Source organism: Kitasatospora sp. NPDC030952 (genome assembly GCF_055571335.1).
Genome location: NZ_JBVIFM010000018.1, coordinates 131824 through 148905 on the forward strand (window position 1 = coordinate 131824; position 17082 = coordinate 148905).

At 73.5% G+C, this 17082-nt stretch carries 13 protein-coding genes; 8 read left to right on the forward strand and 5 right to left on the reverse strand.

Going from position 1 to position 17082, the window contains the following annotated elements; genetic code table 11:
* Positions 1-26: 26 nt before the first annotated feature.
* The gene (locus ACZ47G_RS27990) at positions 27-242 is read right to left on the reverse strand and encodes a heavy-metal-associated domain-containing protein (RefSeq protein WP_188304488.1); all 216 of its coding nucleotides are present in this window, start codon (positions 240-242) and stop codon (positions 27-29) included.
* A gap of 365 nt (positions 243-607) precedes the next feature.
* Here ACZ47G_RS27990 and ACZ47G_RS27995 point away from each other — a divergent pair, with 365 nt between their 5' ends.
* Positions 608-1303 (forward strand): DUF3152 domain-containing protein, encoded by a 696-nt coding sequence (locus tag ACZ47G_RS27995; protein WP_465747253.1) that lies wholly within the window; start codon positions 608-610, stop codon positions 1301-1303.
* Positions 1304-1431: 128 nt separating this feature from the next.
* Positions 1432-2370 (forward strand): glutaminase, encoded by a 939-nt coding sequence (locus ACZ47G_RS28000; protein WP_465747254.1) that lies wholly within the window; start codon positions 1432-1434, stop codon positions 2368-2370.
* Between the two features lie 101 nt (positions 2371-2471).
* On the opposite strand, the gene glmS is transcribed toward ACZ47G_RS28000, so the two are convergent.
* On the reverse strand, positions 2472-4298 hold the full coding sequence (gene glmS / locus ACZ47G_RS28005) for a glutamine--fructose-6-phosphate transaminase (isomerizing) (protein WP_380460980.1): 1827 nt from the start codon (positions 4296-4298) through the stop codon (positions 2472-2474).
* Positions 4299-4334: 36 nt separating this feature from the next.
* Positions 4335-4610: a hypothetical protein gene (locus ACZ47G_RS28010; protein WP_360237016.1), complete on the reverse strand. Its 276-nt coding sequence runs from the start codon at positions 4608-4610 to the stop codon at positions 4335-4337.
* 196 nt (positions 4611-4806) lie between these two features.
* Between ACZ47G_RS28010 and asnB the strand changes: the two genes are divergently transcribed.
* The 4 genes from asnB (at position 4807) to ACZ47G_RS28030 (ending at position 10094) form a co-directional block, all read left to right on the forward strand.
* Positions 4807-6657: an asparagine synthase (glutamine-hydrolyzing) gene (asnB, locus tag ACZ47G_RS28015; protein ID WP_465747257.1), complete on the forward strand. Its 1851-nt coding sequence runs from the start codon at positions 4807-4809 to the stop codon at positions 6655-6657.
* Between the two features lie 311 nt (positions 6658-6968).
* Positions 6969-8051 carry a hypothetical protein gene (locus ACZ47G_RS28020; RefSeq protein WP_465747259.1) on the forward strand — a complete coding sequence of 361 codons (1083 nt, stop codon included), beginning with the start codon at positions 6969-6971 and terminating at the stop codon, positions 8049-8051.
* A 115-nt stretch (positions 8052-8166) separates the two neighbouring features.
* Entirely contained in the window at positions 8167-9591 is a 1425-nt protein-coding gene (locus ACZ47G_RS28025; protein ID WP_465747261.1) for a pyridoxal phosphate-dependent decarboxylase family protein, read from the forward strand.
* Positions 9592-9668: 77 nt separating this feature from the next.
* Entirely contained in the window at positions 9669-10094 is a 426-nt protein-coding gene (locus tag ACZ47G_RS28030) for a hypothetical protein (protein WP_465747263.1), read from the forward strand.
* Positions 10095-10317: 223 nt separating this feature from the next.
* Here ACZ47G_RS28030 and ACZ47G_RS28035 read toward each other — a convergent pair whose 3' ends face one another.
* Positions 10318-10548, reverse strand: coding sequence for a hypothetical protein (locus tag ACZ47G_RS28035; protein ID WP_465747265.1), 231 nt, complete (start codon positions 10546-10548; stop codon positions 10318-10320).
* Positions 10549-10675: 127 nt separating this feature from the next.
* On the reverse strand, positions 10676-14620 hold the full coding sequence (locus ACZ47G_RS28040) for a non-ribosomal peptide synthetase family protein (RefSeq protein ID WP_465747267.1): 3945 nt from the start codon (positions 14618-14620) through the stop codon (positions 10676-10678).
* A 224-nt stretch (positions 14621-14844) separates the two neighbouring features.
* Between ACZ47G_RS28040 and ACZ47G_RS28045 the strand changes: the two genes are divergently transcribed.
* Together ACZ47G_RS28045 and ACZ47G_RS28050 are read left to right on the forward strand one after the other, a co-directional pair.
* A complete protein-coding gene (locus ACZ47G_RS28045) occupies positions 14845-15513 on the forward strand; it encodes a GNAT family N-acetyltransferase (RefSeq protein ID WP_465747269.1) in 669 nt (222 codons plus the stop codon).
* A 276-nt stretch (positions 15514-15789) separates the two neighbouring features.
* A complete protein-coding gene (locus ACZ47G_RS28050; protein ID WP_380457094.1) occupies positions 15790-17052 on the forward strand; it encodes a MurT ligase domain-containing protein in 1263 nt (420 codons plus the stop codon).
* Positions 17053-17082 lie beyond the last annotated feature (30 nt).

Below are 17082 nucleotides of genomic sequence, written 5' to 3' on the forward strand. Positions count from 1 at the left end.
GGCGGCGGGCCGCGACCGGGCCGGGCTCAGATCTCGTCGACGAGGGTGAAGCCGGCCCCGTCCACCGCGCTGCGGACCGCCGCCGTCTCCAGCGGCTGGGCGGAGGCCACGGTGACCCGGCCGCTCGGCGCGTGCGCGACGACTTCGGTGACCCCGGGGATGGCGGCGAGGCCCGCGCTGACGGTCTTCTCGCAGTGGCCACAGCTCATGCCGTCGACGGTGAGGACGGTGGTGATGGACATGACGGCGCCTCCAGGCGGCTCGGGTGAGGGATCAACGGGGTGAGGGACCAGCGGGGTGAGGGACCAGCGGGGTGACGGACCAGCGGGGTGACGGATCGGTCGGGTGACGTCGGGGACGCCGGGTGACGCACCCGTCGGGTGACCGATCAGGGGGCTGTCAGCGGAGCACAGCTGATCGACCCGCACTACGACAGCCGAATCCGGCCGCGAACCCCAGGGACACGCCGCACGGGTGGCACCATCGAGTGGTTCCGGGAACCGGGCGCCCCCCGCAACCGACGGGGCCCCCTGAACCGTCATCACTGACGTCCTCGTTCCTCCCGTTGTACGCCCATTCGGCCCTGCCCAGGAGTTGTCCCACCACCATGGCCGTCAGTCCCGCCGCCCCATCCCGTCGAATACGGCACGCCGCGCTCGCCCTGGCCCTGGTCGCGGCGGTGACCGCCGGTCTGCTGTGGTGGCAGCCCTGGCACCACGAGCCCGCGCCGCTGGCCTTCACCACCGCGCCGGGCGGCTCCGCCCGGTTCGGCACCGGGGAGCACCTGTACCGCTACAAGGTGCGGGTGGAGGACGGGATCGCGGAGAGCCCGGCGCAGTTCGCCGCCGAGGTGGACGCGGTCCTCGGCGACACCCGGCGCGGCTGGGCGGCCGGGGACACCGCGTCGTTCCAGCGGATGCCCGCCGACCCGGTGGACTTCACGGTCTACCTGGCGACCCCCAAGTCCACCGACCGGATCTGCGGCCAGTACGGGCTGGACACCGGCGGCTGGGTGAACTGCGGTGTCCAGCACCAGGTGGCGATCAACCTGAAGCGCTGGACCGAGCTGTCCGAGTTCTACCAGGGGCAGCCGGAGCTGTACCACGCGCTCGCGATCAACCACGAGGTCGGCCACATCCTCGGCAACGGCCACGTGGACTGCCCCGGCCCCGGGGCGCCGGCGCCGGTGATGATGCAGCAGATCAAGGGCCTGCACGGCTGCGTCCCCAACGGCTGGCCGTACTCCGAGACCGGCACCCTGCTGACCGGCCCGCCGGTCCAGGCCCCGAGCAACGCGCCCTGACGGCCCTGACCACCCTGACCACCGCACCACTCCCCCGGGCACGGATAATCACTGGTCGGACCGGGAGCCGCCGCACGACACCCCGGTCCCGATCGTGTCCCTACCGTCCGCGCGTGGAGTGAAGAACCTTGTTCGATGTGGAGAACCTCGACTTCCCGGTCCTGCTGGAGGCCTCCGAGGCGGCCGCCCGGGCGACCACGGGCCGGGGCCATGTCGCCGACTACATCCCGGCCCTCGCCGAGGCCGACCCGGAGGCCTTCGGGATGGCCGTGGCCACCGTCGACGGCGAGCTGCACGGCGTCGGGGACTGGGAACGGCCGTTCTCCATCCAGAGCGTCTCCAAGCTGTTCTCGCTCGCCCTCGCCCTCGCCTACAGCAGTGACGGCGGCGAGGACCTCTGGCGGGGCGTGGGCCGCGAGCCCTCCGGCAACCCGTTCAACTCGCTGGTGCAGCTGGAGACCGAGCACGGCATCCCGCGCAACCCGTTCATCAACGCGGGCGCGCTGGTGGTCACCGACCGCCTGCAGTCCCTGACCGGCGACGCGTCCGGCGCCGTACGGCAGTTCCTGCGCCGTGAGTCCGGCAACCCGCTGCTGGACACCGACCCGGTGGTCGCCGCCTCCGAGGCCGAGCACGGCCACCGCAACGCCGCCCTCGCCCACTTCATCGCCAGCCACGGCAACCTGCAGAACCCGGTCGACACCGTGCTGGAGCACTACTACGCCCACTGCGCCATCGCCGCCAGCTGCCGCGACCTCGTGCTGGCCGGTGCCTTCCTCGCCCGCTACGGCGTGCGCACCGACGGCACCCGGCTGATGACCCGCAGCGAGGCCAAGCGCATCAACGCCGTGCTGCTCACCTGCGGCACCTACGACGCCGCCGGCGAGTTCGCGTTCCGCGTCGGGCTGCCCGGCAAGAGCGGCGTCGGCGGCGGCATCCTCGCGATACTCCCCGGCCGCGCCGCCGTCTGCGCCTGGGGCCCCCGCCTCGACCAGGCCGGCAACTCCGTCGCCGCCGTCACCGCCCTGGACACCCTCACCACCCTCTCGGGCTGCTCGGTCTTCTGACGCCGGACGCCGAACGCCGAGCGCCGAAGAACGAACTACGGCCGGGCCCGGCCGCGGCACCCACACCGCGACCGGGCCCGCCCACCGTTTGCCGATCGGTCCTACTCCACCGTGACGCTCTTCGCCAGGTTGCGCGGCTTGTCCACGTCCCGGCCGAGGGCGACGGCCGCGTGGTAGGCGAGCAGCTGGAGCGGGATGTTGAGGAGCAGCGGGTCCAGCTCGGGCTCGCTCTTGGGGACCAGGATGCAGTGGTCGACGAGCTTGTCCTCGGGCCGGCGGTGGGCGACGGCGATGACACGGCCGGAGCGGGCCTTGATCTCGCCGAGGGTGGTGAGGTTCTTGTCGAGCAGCTCGTCGTCCGGGACGAGGGCGACGGTGGGCAGCTCGGGGCTGATCAGGGCCAGCGGGCCGTGCTTGAGCTCGCTCGCCGGGTAGGCCTCGGCGTGGACGTAGGAGATCTCCTTGAGCTTCTGCGCGCCCTCCCGGGCGACGGGGTAGCCGCGGACCCGGCCGATGAACATCATGCCGGTCGAGTCGGCGTACTCGGCCGCCAGCTTGGCGATGGACTCGCTCTGCTCCAGAACCTCGCGGATCTGGTCGGGCAGGGCCTGGAGGGCGGAGACGATCCGGCGGCCGTCGGCGGGCGAGAGGTCGTGGATGCGGCCGAAGTGCAGGGCGAGCAGGGCGAACGCGACCACGGTGGAGGTGAACGCCTTGGTGGAGGCGACGGAGACCTCGGGCCCGGCGTGGAGGTAGATGCCGCCGTCGCACTCGCGGGCGATGGCGCTGCCCACGGTGTTGACGACGCCGAGGACGCGGCCGCCCTTGCGCTTGATCTCCTGGACGGCGGCGAGGGTGTCGTAGGTCTCGCCGGACTGGCTGACCGCGACGTACAGGGTGTCGGCCTCGATCACCGGGTTGCGGTAGCGGAACTCGGAGGCGGGCTCGCTGTGGGCGGGGATCCGGGCGAGTTCCTCGATCAGCTGCGCGCCCATCTCGCCCGCGTAGTAGGCGGATCCGCAGCCGAGGATCTTGACCCGGCGGATCTCGCGCAGTTCCCGGGCGTCCAGGTTGAGGCCGCCCAGGTGGGCGGTGCTGAAGCGCTCGTCGAGCCGGCCGCTGAGGGTGCGCTCGACGGAGCCGGGCTGCTCGTGGATCTCCTTGAGCAGGTAGTGCTCGTAGCCGCCGGTGTCGAAGGAGTCGATCTCCCAGTCGACGGTGGACGGCTGGCGGTGGGTGGTGCGGGCGTCCGCGGTGAAGGTGCGGAAGCCGTCGGCCCGGACGGTGGCGAGCTCGCCGTCCTCCAGGTGCACCACCTGGCGGGTGTAGCGGACGAGGGCGGAGACGTCGGAGGCGGCGAACATCTCCTTCTCGCCGATGCCGAGCACGATCGGGCTGCCGTTGCGGGCGACCACGATGCGGTCGGGCTGCTCGGAGTCCAGCACCGCGATGCCGTAGGTGCCGACGACCCGGCCGAGCGCGGCGCGGACGGCGTCCTCCAGCTCGACGCCCTCGGCGGCGTGGGCGGCGATCAGGTGGGAGAGCACCTCGGTGTCGGTCTCGGAGCGGAACACCGCGCCGTCGGCGGTCAGCTTGGCGCGCAGCTCGTCGGCGTTCTCGATGATGCCGTTGTGGACGACGGCGATGCGCTCGGCGTTGTCCAGGTGCGGGTGGGCGTTGGCGTCGCTGGGCACGCCGTGGGTGGCCCAGCGGGTGTGGCCGATGCCGGTGCCGCCCTTGAAGCGGGCCGGTACGGCCGCGGCGAGGTCGGCGACCCGGCCCTTGACCTTGCGGAGCTTGAGCCCGCCGGTGCGTCCGGCGACGGCGACGCCGGCCGAGTCGTAGCCGCGGTACTCCAGCCGGGCGAGGCCCTCCAGCAGGAAGGGGGTCGCGTCCTTGGGGCCGATGTAGGCCACGATTCCGCACATGCGTGGACTCCTCCAGAGATAGGGGTGGGACCGGGCTCAGCCGTAGACGATCCGGCGCAGCTGACGGGCCGAGAGCTCCGGCGCCGCGACACGGCGGGCGGGCAGCTCCTCGGCGAGCCGGGCGAAGATCCGTTCGTTGGTGAGGCCTCGTGCCTGCAGCTCGCCGTGGCGGCGACGGACGTACTCCTCGGTGGTCTCGGAGAAGTACGCCAGCACCTCCGCCACGACCCGCGCCGCTTCCCGGGGCCCGAGCGGGCTGGTCCGGGAGAGATGGGCGAGGAGGTCTTCGTGAGGGTGGGGTGAGCTCGGCACGACTGAGAACTCTAGGTCGTCTCGCTCGCCGAGACCAAAGATCTTGCCCGAAATCGGGCAGGCTTTGCGACTTTCCGCTCAGGTGACCAATCGGACCCCCTGCTGTCACCTTCCCGACGGACTCTTGATGCCGCGCCGATTCCGCCCTTAGCGTGATCTCCGGCACACACCCAGCCGAAGACCGGAGGGCTTGCTGATGTGCGGGATCACCGGATGGGTCGCCTACGACCGCGACCTGACCGCCGAACGGGCCGTCCTCGATGCGATGACGGCCACCCAGATCTGCCGCGGCCCCGACGCCGGGGGCGTCCACCTGGAGCCGCACGCCGCACTCGGCCACCGCCGCCTCGCGGTGATCGACGTCGAGGGCGGCGTCCAGCCGATGGCCGTCGAGCACGACGGCCGCACGCTGGCCGTGCTCAGCTACAGCGGCGAGGTCTACAACCACCGCGAGCTGCGCGCGGAGCTGGCGGCGGCCGGCCACCGCTTCCGCACCCGCAGCGACACCGAGGTCGTGCTGCACGCCTACCTGGAGTGGGGCGAGGGCCTGGCCGAGCGGCTGAACGGCATGTTCGCCTTCGCGATCTGGGACGCCCGGCGCGAGGAGCTGCTGCTGGTCCGCGACCGGATGGGCGTCAAGCCGCTGTACTACCACCCGACCCCGGACGGCGTGCTGTTCGGCTCCGAGATGAAGGCGCTGCTGGCCCACCCCTCGGTCCGCGCCGTGGTCGACCTGGACGGGCTGCGCGAACTGCTCGCCCACACCCGCACCCCCGGCCTCACCCCGTACCGGGACGTCCTGGAGGTCCGGCCCGGGCACCTGGTGCGGGTGCGCCGCGGCGGCCTCTCGGTGCGCCGCTACTGGGGCCTGGAGGCGCGCGAGCACGCCGACAGCCTGGAGTCGACCATCGCCACCGTCCGGGCGCTGCTGGACGACATCGTCCACCGCCAGCTGGACGCGGACGTGCCGCTCTGCTCGCTGCTCTCCGGCGGCCTGGACTCCAGCGCCGTCACCGCCCTCGCCGCCAGGACGCTGGCCGCCGCCGGCGCCGGCCCGGTGCGCTCCTTCGCGGTGGACTTCGCCGGGCGGCCGCAGGACTTCCACGCCGACCCGGTCCGGCAGTCCCAGGACGGGCCGTTCGCCCGGCTGCTCGCCGACCACGTCGGCGCCGACCACAGCGTGATCGAGCTGGACCCGGCCGAACTCGCCGACCCGGCCCTGCGCTCCGCCGCGGTGCGCGCCCGCGACCTGCCGAACGGCGTCGGCGACATGGACGTCTCACTGCTGCTGCTCTTCCGGGACGTCCGCCGGCACTCCACCGTCGCGCTGTCCGGCGAGTCCGCGGACGAACTCTTCGGCGGCTACCGCTGGTTCCACGACCCCGCGGCCGTCGCCACCGACGACTTCCCCTGGGCCGCCAGCGTCGCCGCCATCGCCGGCACCGGCTCCGCCCCGCGCGAGCGGCTGCTCGACGCCGACCTGCTCCGCAAGCTCGACCTGGACGGCTACCGCCGGGCCCGCTACCGCGAGGCGCTCGCCGAGGTCCCGCACCTGGACTCGGCCGACCCGCTGGAGCGGCGGATGCGCGAGATCTCGTACCTCAACCTGACCCGCTTCGTCTGCATCCTGCTCGACCGCAAGGACCGGATGAGCATGGCCGGCGGACTGGAGGTGCGGGTGCCGTTCTGCGACCACCGGCTGGTCCAGTACGTCTTCAACACGCCGTGGGCGATGAAGGCCTTCGACGGACGGGAGAAGAGCCTGCTGCGCGCCGCCGTCCGAGACGTGCTGCCGGCCGCGGTCGCCGACCGGGTGAAGAGCCCGTACCCGGTGTCGATGGACCCGCTGTACCCGGCGCAACTGCGCGCCGGACTCGCCCGGCTCGCCGCCGAACGGAAGTCCCCGGCGCTCGACCTGCTCGACCCGCGGCGCCTCACCGACGCGCTCGCCCCGGACACCGACCCCCAGTCCGTCCGACTGGCCGTCGACCTCGCGCTGGACCTCGACGCCTGGCTGACGGAGTACCAGGTGACGCTGGAGCTCTGACGCCCCCGGCGCGGCGGCGGCCCGCACCGGCGGCCGTTGCGCCGTCCGGGTGAACACCGGGAACCGGAGCCCCCGACCGACGGTTGACCACCCCGCCCGGGTGGTCGGCCGTCGATCCCCCTTGATCATCGGGAACCGGCCCGCCCCACCGGGGCGTCCCGACGATGCGGTAGCGTCGCCGACACCTCCCGAATGGCGGGCGAAAACGCGGGTTCCCCGCCCCCGTGCCGTCAGGATGGGAGCGAACCGTTCACCTCGATCCGCCGGGGGATCCCGTCATGCAGCCGCGAGTCTTCGCGATTCTCACCGCCTTGCTCCTGGGGGTCCTGGGCCTCGGCTCGGTGGCCGTCACCGACTGGTCGCCCGCCACGGCCACCACGTCGCCCGCCCCCGCCACGGCCCCCGCCGCCCCCGGCGCCCAGGCGGTCGGGGCCGGCGCCGCGAGCGCCACCACGCCCGGCGATCCGGCGGTGTGGACCCGCTCGACGCTGCGCAACAAGATGATGGCCGAGATGGACGCCACCGACCCCGGCGTCGCCCTCGCCGACCTCGACAAGATCACCAAGGAGAAGCCGTACACCGTGCGCTTCTGCCACCCGATCGCGCACGAGCTCGGCCACGCGGCGGTCAAGCGCTTCAACGCCGACTTCCAGAAGGTCATCTCCTTCCCCCACGAGACCTGCGCGGCCGGCTACCTGCACGGCGCGGTCGAGGAGATGCTCAACGCCTCCACCCAGCCCGAGGTGGACCTGCTCAAGCTGTGCGCCCCCAAGAACAGCGGCCCCTGCATCCACGGCGTCGGCCACGGCACGATGTTCGTCGCCAAGCAGGACGTCGCCAAGGCGCGCGAACTGTGCAACAAGTTCACCACCGACCAGAACCGGATCCGCTGCTCCGAGGGCCTGTTCATGCAGCTCTTCGGCCCGGACGAGGAGGACGAGCAGGCCAAGGCCAACCTGCCCGCCGACAAGCTCGCCCAGGACCCGCTCTACCCGTGCAAGGACCAGCCCTCGCTGTTCCAGTCCGCCTGCTACTTCTACGCCCCGACCTTCTACCTGTCCTCGCACGACTACCCGAACCACCCCGAGGTCTACGCCGACGCCCTCAAGTGGTGCCTCAACGGCAAGGCCAACGGCGGGGCGGTGGACTGCAGCCGGGGCGTCGGCTCCCGGACCATGAAGTACAACCTGGACCGCGAGGACTGGGCCGCCCAGCAGTGCGCCACCGCCGCCGACGGCTGGCAGCGCAAGGCCTGCGCGGAGGGGCTGGTCAGCTACTACACCGTCAACTACACGGACGGCGGCGCGGCCGGGCGGCTCTGCGCGAAGATCACCAACAAGGAGATGCAGGGCTACTGCCGCTCCGCGGGCGGGCTGTCCTCCTCCCTCGACTGATCGTCCCCGTCCCACCCACCGGGCCCGCGCCACACGGCGCGGGCCCCTTCCGTACCATCTGCTGATCACGGTGCGCCGAGGACGCCGCGCCTCCCCCGGCCCCTGGAGCACTCCGTTGACCACCGAGAACTTCCGCAGCGCCGCCCACGCCACCGCCGACCTGGTCGCCGACTACCTCGCCGGACTGCCCGCCCGCCCGGTCTGGCAGCCGATGGACGACGCCGCCCGGCAGGCCCTGCTCGACGCCCCGCTGCCCGCCGAGGGCCGACCGCTCGCCGAACTGCCGGCCGCCATCGGGCGGGACGTCCTCCCGTACCCCATGGGCAACGGCAACCCGCGCTTCTTCGGCTGGGTCAACTCCGCCCCCGCCCCCGCCGGGGTGCTCGCCACCCTCGCCGCCGCCGCGATGAACCCCAGCTCGGCCGGCGGCGACCACGCCGACGTCCACCTGGAACGCGCCGTCGTCCGCTGGATCGCCGAACTCGTCGGCTTCCCGCACCCGGCCGGCGGCGGACTCCTCACCTCCGGCACCTCGATGGCGACCATCGTCTGCCTCGCCGCCGCCCGCAACCGCGCCGCCCGCCGGGCCGGCCACGACGTCCGCGAGGACGGCCTGACCGGCCTGCCGCCGCTGGTCGGCTACGTCACCGGCGAGACCCACTCCTGCGTCCGCAAGGCCGCCGAACTCCTCGGCCTCGGCAGCCGGCACCTGCGCACCCTCGCCACCGGCCCCGACGGCCTCCTCGACCCCGCCGAGCTGCGGGCGGCCGTCGAACGCGACCGCGCCGCCGGACTGCTGCCCTTCCTGGTGGTCGCCTCGGCCGGCACCGTCGGCACCGGCGCGGTCGACGCCTTCGAGCCCGTCGCCGACCTCTGCCAGGAGCAGGGCCTGTGGCTGCACGTGGACGGCGCGTACGGCGCCTTCGGCCGGCTCGACCCGGCCATCGCCCACCGCTACGCGGGCCTGGAGCGCGCCGACTCGCTCGCCCTCGACCCGCACAAGTGGCTCGGCGTCCCGGTCGACTGCGGCTGCGCCCTGGTCCGCGACACCGAGGAGCTCCGCGGCACCTTCAGCCTCGTCCCGTCCTACCTGCGCGACGAGGCCGCCGGGGAACTCGGCTGGTTCTCCGAGTACGGCACCGAGCAGACCCGCCCGTTCCGCGCCCTCAAGGTCTGGGCCACCATCGCCCACCGCGGCCGCAGCGGCCTCGTCCAGGACATCGCCCGGTGCACCGCGCTCGCCCGCCGACTCGGCGAACTCGTCCAGGCCGACGAGGAGTTGGAGCTGCTGGCGGAGGTGCAGACCTCCATCGTGGCGTTCCGCCACCGGGCCACCGGACGGAGCGAAGCGGCCCGCGACGCCCTCAACCGCGAGCTGCCGGTCGCCGTCCAGCGGCGCGGACGGGTCTTCGTCACGGGCGCCCGGCTCGGCGGCCACGAGATGCTCCGGGCCTGCCTGCTCAACCCCGCGACCACCGAGGACGACCTGCGGCTGCTCCTGGACGAGGTCAAGGCCGCGGCCCGCGAGCTGCAGCCGTAACACAGCCGGCCGGACCTTAACGGACAGGTGACGGCGGGGTCGTGACCGGGAAACACCGGTCGGGCACGGTGGATGCCATGGAGCACTCGAAGCCTTCCCTCCACCGTGCCCGCCGCTGGCGCCGGGACACCGTCGAACTCGCCGCCGCCTTCCTCTCCGTCACCGCGGCCGACCTGATCGCGAAGGTCGTCCTCCACGGCTCCGACGGCCCGATCGTCCTCGCCGGCTCCGCCCTCGCGCTGCTCACCGCGGCCGTGCTGCACGCCTGGTGGTCCCCCCACGCCCCACCCCCGACCACCCTCTGGCGGGTTCGCACCACCGCCCACGCCCACACCGGCGCCACCCTCGCCGAGCACCGGATCACCGTGCTCTCCCTCCACCCCCACCCCGCCGCCGACGAACTCTTCCTCCGCACCCCCCACGCACTGACCCCCACCGCCCTCACCACCCTGCTCACCACCACCGGCCACACCCTCACGGACACCCCGACCCGCATCGCCTGACCGGCCCGGCCCGGCCACCGACGGCGACGGCAACGGCAACGGCGAGAACCGAACCGGCCGGTCAGTCCTCGGTCTCGACCTCGACGGCCGTGCGGATCTCCAGCGTCCGCCTGGCCAGGTCCTCCGGGCGGGTCTCCCTCACCGGCGGCTCCGCAGCGGGCAGCTACCGGAGTGGCGGCGGGCGCCTGATCGGGCGCCCGCCGCCGCCTGCCGCGCGGCCGGCTCAGCCCTGGTCGGCCGGCTGCACCACGCACACCGCGTTGCCCAGCATGCTGCCGAAGCCGCCGAGCAGGGCGCCGGTGACGCTCTTGCAGGCGGCCGCCTCCTGTGGGGTCTTGGGGCCGTTGTTGCCGCTGCTGCCGTTGGCGGCGGCGGCCGACTGGGCGAGGGCGAGCGGCGCGGCCAGCAGCAGGGCGCAACAGGCCGTGGCCAGTGCGGAGTTCTTCGAGAGCATGGGGAAGCCCCTTCGGATCGAGACGGGTTCGGCGGAAAGCCGAGCCATCCCTATCCGAAGGGGCTCCCGCGGTCACGGATCCTGGGCCATCCGTGAGCGTGTCCGCGTCAGCGGTGGCCGCGCCGCGTCAGGCCGTCTTCCGCGCCACCGCCCGGATGGCGGCGACCAGTTCGAGCACCCCGTGCTCCTTCAGCACCCCGTAGTGGTCCCCGGCCAGTTCCACCACGGTGGGCGGGGCGGCCGAGTAGCCGGTGCTGCCCTCGATGAAGGAGTAGTCGTCACCGGAGGCCTTGAGGATGGTGACCGGCGCCGCCAGCCGCCGCTCGGCCAGCTCGCGGAAGCTGTACTCGAACTCGTAGGTCTCGCCCACGATCCGGGTGATCCGGCGGATCACCCGCTCGCCCAGCGCGGGCAGCATCCGGTGCACGCAGGCCACGAAGGTGGACTCGTCGACGGTCTCCGCCAGGCAACGCTCCAGCTCGGGCCCGCTGATCGCGCCGGCGAACACCGAGAACAGGATGGTCACGTACGCGGGGTCGGCGTACGAGGCCTCCCGGCCGTCCTGGCGGCCGTACTGCCGGCCGTCGGCCCGCCGGACGTGCGGGTTGCCGGGGCAGATCAGCAGCAGCTCCTCGACCTTCTGGCCGGCCTGCTCCAGCTGCCAGGCGGCCTCGAAGGCGACCCGGGCGCCGAAGGAGTAGCCCCACAGGGTGTACGGACCCTCGGGCTGCACCCGGCGCAGCTCGGCGACGTCGGCGTCGGCCGTCTCCCGGATGGTGGCGTACGGCGTCTCGCCCTCGTTGATGCCGTGCGCCTGCACCCCGTAGAAGGCGCGGCCGTCGCTCGCCTCCCGGCCGAGCAGCCGCAGGTTCATCGGGTAGCCGCCCAGTCCGGGCCAGCAGAACACCGGTCGGCCGCGCTCCCCGGTCTGCAGCGGCACCAGGCGGGAGGCCGCCGGGTCGTCCGAAGTGGAGATCCGGGCCGCCAGGTCCGCCAGCTCCGGGCACTCGAAGACCACCTGCAGCGGCAGCGAGGTGCCGAACTCCCGGTTGATCCGGTTGACCAGCGCGACGGCGATCAGCGAGTTGCCGCCGACGGCGAAGAACTCGTCCGTCACCGACACCTCCTCGTACCCGAGCGCCTGCCCCCAGGCCTCGGCCAGCCACCGCTCCTGCGCGGTGCGCGGGGCGACGTACTCGCCGCGCACCTCGGCGGTGCGGACGGCGTCGGAGCCGGCCAGGGCCTTGAGGTCGACCTTGCCGTTCGCGGTGAGCGGCAGGGAGTCGAGGATCAGCACCCGGTTGGGCAGCATGTAGTCGGGCAGCAGGGTGGCGAGTTCGTCCTTGATGATCTCGGCCGGCCCCTTCATGTGCACGGTGTCCTCGTGCATGCCCTCGCTGCGGATCTGCTCCTCGCTCACCCGGCCGCCGAGGAAGAAGTAGGACGCGCCGGTGGCGATGCCCACCGAACCGAGGATCTCGTCGATCCGGCGCGAAGCGGGCAGCGGGTGGCCGGACTTGGAGCTGTAGCCGGAGGACATGAAGCCCAGGCCCAGGCCGTTGCGCTGCAGGTGGTGCAGCTTGGCGCCGAGGGCGATGTACTCCAGCCAGTCCTCCCCGGCGCGCGAGACGGCGGTGATGCCGAACGCGGCCCGGGCGTGGACGGCCTGGTTGATCGCGATCACCTGCCTGGCCTCCACCACGTCGTCCGCGACCCGGGCCAACTCGCCGTCGGCGTAACGGTAGAGGCCGGCCGGCAGGCCGTCCACCCGGTCGGCGTGGGCCTGGACGTACAGCTCGGTGTGCTCCTCGGGGGCCGCGCCGCGGTTGCGGTCGACGGTGAAGCCGCCCAGGTAGTGGTCCTCCTCGGCGACGTCCAGCCGTCGTTGGACGGCCGGGTCGAAGCCGAGCGGGCGCACCTCCAGCCCGTACTCGGGCAGCACCTCCTCCAGGACGCCCAGCATGTGGCCGGTCTCGAACTCCAGCACCTCGCGGATGTTGTTCTTGTACACCGGTTCGATCGCCCCGGTCCGGCCGGAGAAGTGCAGCGTCAGGTACGGCTCGTCGGCGGCGGGCGCCTCGCCGATCCGGATCAGGCCGTGCTCGACCGGGTGGTAGTAGTACAGCCCGGCCGCCAGGCCGTCCAGGCCGCCGGTCTCCAGGTACAGCTGGGTCGCGTACAGCGCGCCCGGGGAGGCGTACGCGTACTTGGGCAGCAGTCGCTCCTCGCTGTGGAACTGGCCGAACCAGCGCAGCACGCGGCCGAGTTCGGGGAAGCTCAGCAGACCGAGCGCACGGCCGAACGGGCCGGCCGGGCGGGGGGCGAGCAGCGCGGTGAGGTCGTCCCGGGTGACCGGTCCGCCGTCGTAGAAGCGGTAGGTCTTGCGGGCGAAGACCGCCCGCCGCTGGGCCTCGCTCTCCCGCCGGCCCGGCAGTTCGACCTTCTCCCGGCCCGCCAGCCGGGCCGGGTCGCGCACCCCGGGGTCGGAGAGCTGGGCCCGGACCTGGAGTCGGCTGGCCTTGGACCGGTGGTGGCCGCCGTGGCCGCCCTGGTCCATCAGGGCGGCCTCGCGCGGGTTCAGCTCGACGCAGGCGACCAGGTTCTGGTGGCCGGTGCGCTCGTCACCGGTGACCACGGCGGCCGAGCGGCGGACCCAGGTGTGCTCCTCGATCGCGCGGGCGATCTCGTCCAGCTCGACCCGGTAGCCGCGCAGCTTGACCTGGTTGTCGACCCGGCCGGCGAACTGGAGGGTGCCGTCCGGGTTCCACTGCACCAGGTCGCCGGTGCGGTACAGCTTCTCGGCCGGGGCGAACGGGGACGGCACGAACCGCTCGGCGGTCAGCTGCGGCCGGTGCAGGTAGCCGCGGGCCAGCTGGACGCCGCCGATGTACAGCTCGCCCACGCCGCCGAGGCCGACCGGGGCCAGCCGCTCGTCCAGGACGTAGCACTGGGTGTTGTCGACCGGGCGGCCGATCGGCACCGAGCCGGCACCCTCGCCCAGCGCGGCCGGGTCGACCAGGTGCGCGGTGGCGTTGATGGTGCACTCGGTCGGGCCGTACAGGTTGACCAGCGAGGCCCAGGGCAGGGCGGTGCCCAGGGCGCGGGCCAGCCGCAGCGAGAGCGCCTCGCCGCCGGAGAACAGCCTGGTCAGGCCGGTGCACTCGGTGAAGCCCTCGGTGTCGAGCAGGGCCTGCAGCAGGGTCGGCACGCACTGCAGGGCGCTCACGCCGTGCCGGCGGACGGCGGCGACCAGCGCCTCCGGGTCCCGGTAGAGGCCGGGCGTGCCGGCCACCACCCGGGCGCCGACGGCCGGGGCGAGGATCTCCCACTGGGCGGCGTCGAAGCTCATCGGGGTCTTCTGCAGCACGGTGACCTCGGGGTCGAGGTGCCCGGCGGTGAGCATCCAGCGCAGTTGGGAGACCACCGAGCGGTGCTCGATCTGGACGCCCTTGGGGCGGCCGGTGCTGCCGGAGGTGTAGATCACGTAGGCCAGCGACTCCGGCGCGGGCCCCGGCTCGGCCGGGCCGGGCGCGGCCGGTGCCTCCTCGAAGGTGAGGATCGCGGTGCCGGCCGGGACCAGCGCGGCCAGCCGCTCCCGCAGGTGCGCCTGGGTGAGGACGATCCGGGTGCCGCTGTCCTCGATCATGTAGCGGAGCCGGTCCTCGGGGTACTCGGGCGACAGCGGCAGGTAGCCGGCCCCGGCGTACAGGACGCCCCAGGCCCCGGCGACCAGCTCCACCGAGGGTTCGACGTACAGGCCCACGCAGTCGTCCGCCCCGGCACCCAGCGCGCGCAGCTCCGCGGCCAGCCCGCGGGCCCGCTCGGACAGCTCCAGGAAGGAGAGGTGGCCGCCGTCCCCCAGGACGGCCGGGGAGGCGGGCCGGATCCGGACCTGCCGGTCCAGCAGCCCGGTCAGCGCGGCGCCGGCTGGGGCCCGACGGGCGTGCGGGACGGCGGCGGCCGGGGCGGCCGCGGTCGTGGCGGTCGTGGTCGTGGCGGTCGTGGTCGTGGCGGTCGTGGTGGTGGCGGTCGTGGTGGCGGTGGCCGTGGTGACGAGATCGGTGGTGCGCATGGGAGAGAGCTTTCGGTGCGTGGACGTACGGACCCCGGCGGACCTGCTCACCAGGAACGCCGGGCATGGACTCCACCGTCGGCCGCCCGTCGTCCCGACCGCATGAGGCACCGGTCTGGACCTGTGCCGGGGCCGTCCCGGCGGGGTGCCCACGCACCCCCGGGCATTCGTGCGTTCACGATCACGTAACCGGCCGGAAGCGAGGCGTCGGTAGCGTCGGCCCCATGACGGCATCCCGCACTCGCCTCGAACGGCTCTGGCACCGGCCCTTCCGCAGGTCGAACCGCAGGTGCGCGCCGCCCGAGGGCCAGGCCGCGCACCCCACCGGCCCGCGCCGCCACCCGCGCCCCCACCCGGCGGCGCACCCGGCCGCCGCGGACCAGGTGTCCCGGTTGTCCCTGCCGGACGGGACCGAGCTGCTGCTGCGCCCCGCCGACCCGGCCGACCGGGCGGCGGCCCTGGCGATGCACGGCCGCTGCTCCGCCGCGGCGCTGCGGCTGCGCTACCACGGGCCGGTACGCGACGCCGACCGCTACCTGGAGCACCTGCTGGACCCCCGGCACGGCCGCAGCCTGGTGGTGACCGCCCCCGACGGCCGGGTCCTCGCGCTCGGGCACCTGATGTGGGACGAGGACGAGGCGGAGCTGGCGGTGCTGGTCGAGGACGCCTGGCAGCGGCGCGGGCTCGGCCTGGCCCTGCTCCGGCGGCTGACCGCGGCGGCCCGCACGGCCGGGATCGGCACGGTGTACGCGGTGACCCAGGCCGCCAACACCGGGCTGATCGCCGCGATGCGCCGACTGACGGCGCCGCTGGACTTCCGTACCGAGGACGGCACCCTGGTGATCACCGCCACCCTGGCCGCCGCCGCCCCCGCGCCCGCCCCAGGGCATTGATCCGCTGATCGGCCGATCGGTTCTTCACCAGATCCTCACCGGACTCCTCCGGGAACCCCGGTTCGGGGCGGAGCGTCCTGCACGGAGGAGCGGCCCTCCGTACACCGTCCTCCTCGACGGACCGTCAGCACCCCCCGCAGCGGCGTCGCAGCTGGCCGCATGGGGTCCGGATCGTCCGGTCGGGCGACGGAGTCGGTAGGCTGGCCCCGTCCCCGCCGCCCGACGGCCCGTTATCCGGCCACCGGGCGGTGCCGCAGCAAGGAGGAACCACTGAGCATGGCAGGCACCGAATCGGAGCCCACAGGCGCACGCGACGCCTCGCTGCCGGCCCGCGCCAAGATCGCGGTCACGGCCGGCAAGGTCGCCGCCGCCGTGTCCCGTAAGGCCGGTCGCGGAAGCGGCTCGGTGATCGGCGGCAAGGTCGCCCTCAGGCTCGACCCCGACCTGCTCGCCACCCTCGCCGACCACCTCGACGTCGTCCTGGTCAGCGCCACCAACGGCAAGACCACCACGACCCGGCTGATCGCCGAGGCGCTGCGCGCCGCCGGACCGGTCGTCTCCAACGCCCTGGGCGCCAACATGCCGGCCGGCATCACCTCCGCCCTGGCGGGCGGCACCGACGCCCGCTTCGGCGTGATCGAGGTCGACGAGAAGTACCTGGCCGGGGTCGCCCGCGACACCCACCCCAAGGCGATCGCCCTGCTCAACCTCTCCCGCGACCAGCTCGACCGCGCCGCCGAGACCCGCATGATGGCGGAGAAGTGGCGCGAGGGCCTCCAGGACACCGAGGCCGTGGTCATCGCCAACGCCGACGACCCGCTGGTGACCTGGGCCGCCTCCTCCTGCAAGAAGGTGGTCTGGGTGGCCGCCGGACAGGCCTGGAAGGAGGACGCCTGGTCCTGCCCCGCCTGCGGCGGCGTGATGCAGCGCCCCGGCGACGACTGGTTCTGCCAGGACTGCGGCTTCCGGCGCCCCAACCCGCACTGGGCGCTCCAGGGCACCCACGTGATCGACCCGCAGCGCGGCGCCTGGCCGATCCAGCTGCAGCTGCCCGGCCGGGCCAACCTGGCCAACGCCACCAGCTCGGCCGCCGTCGCCGCCGTGTTCGGCGTCTCCCCGCAGGTCGCCCTGGAGCGGATGCGCTCGGTGAGCGCGGTGGCCGGCCGCTACGACGTGGTCCAGTACCAGGGCCGGGACATCCGCCTGCTGCTCGCCAAGAACCCGGCCGGCTGGCTGGAGACCTTCTCGCTGATCGACGGCCCGCCGGCCCCGGTGATCCTCTCGGTCAACGCCCTCGACGCCGACGGCACCGACACCTCCTGGCTGTGGGACGTCGACTACGAGCGCCTCGCCGGGCACCCGATCTTCGTGATGGGCCAGCGCAAGCTGGACCTGGCCGTCCGCCTGGAGGTCGCCGGGCTGCAGTTCCACGTGGTGGACACCCTGGAGCAGGCCGTCCGGATGGCCCCGCCCGGCCGGATCGAGGCCATCGCCAACTACACCGCCTTCCAGCAGCTGCGGAAGGTCGTGGCCGGCTGATGCCGCGCCCGCACACCAGTCTTTTCGTGA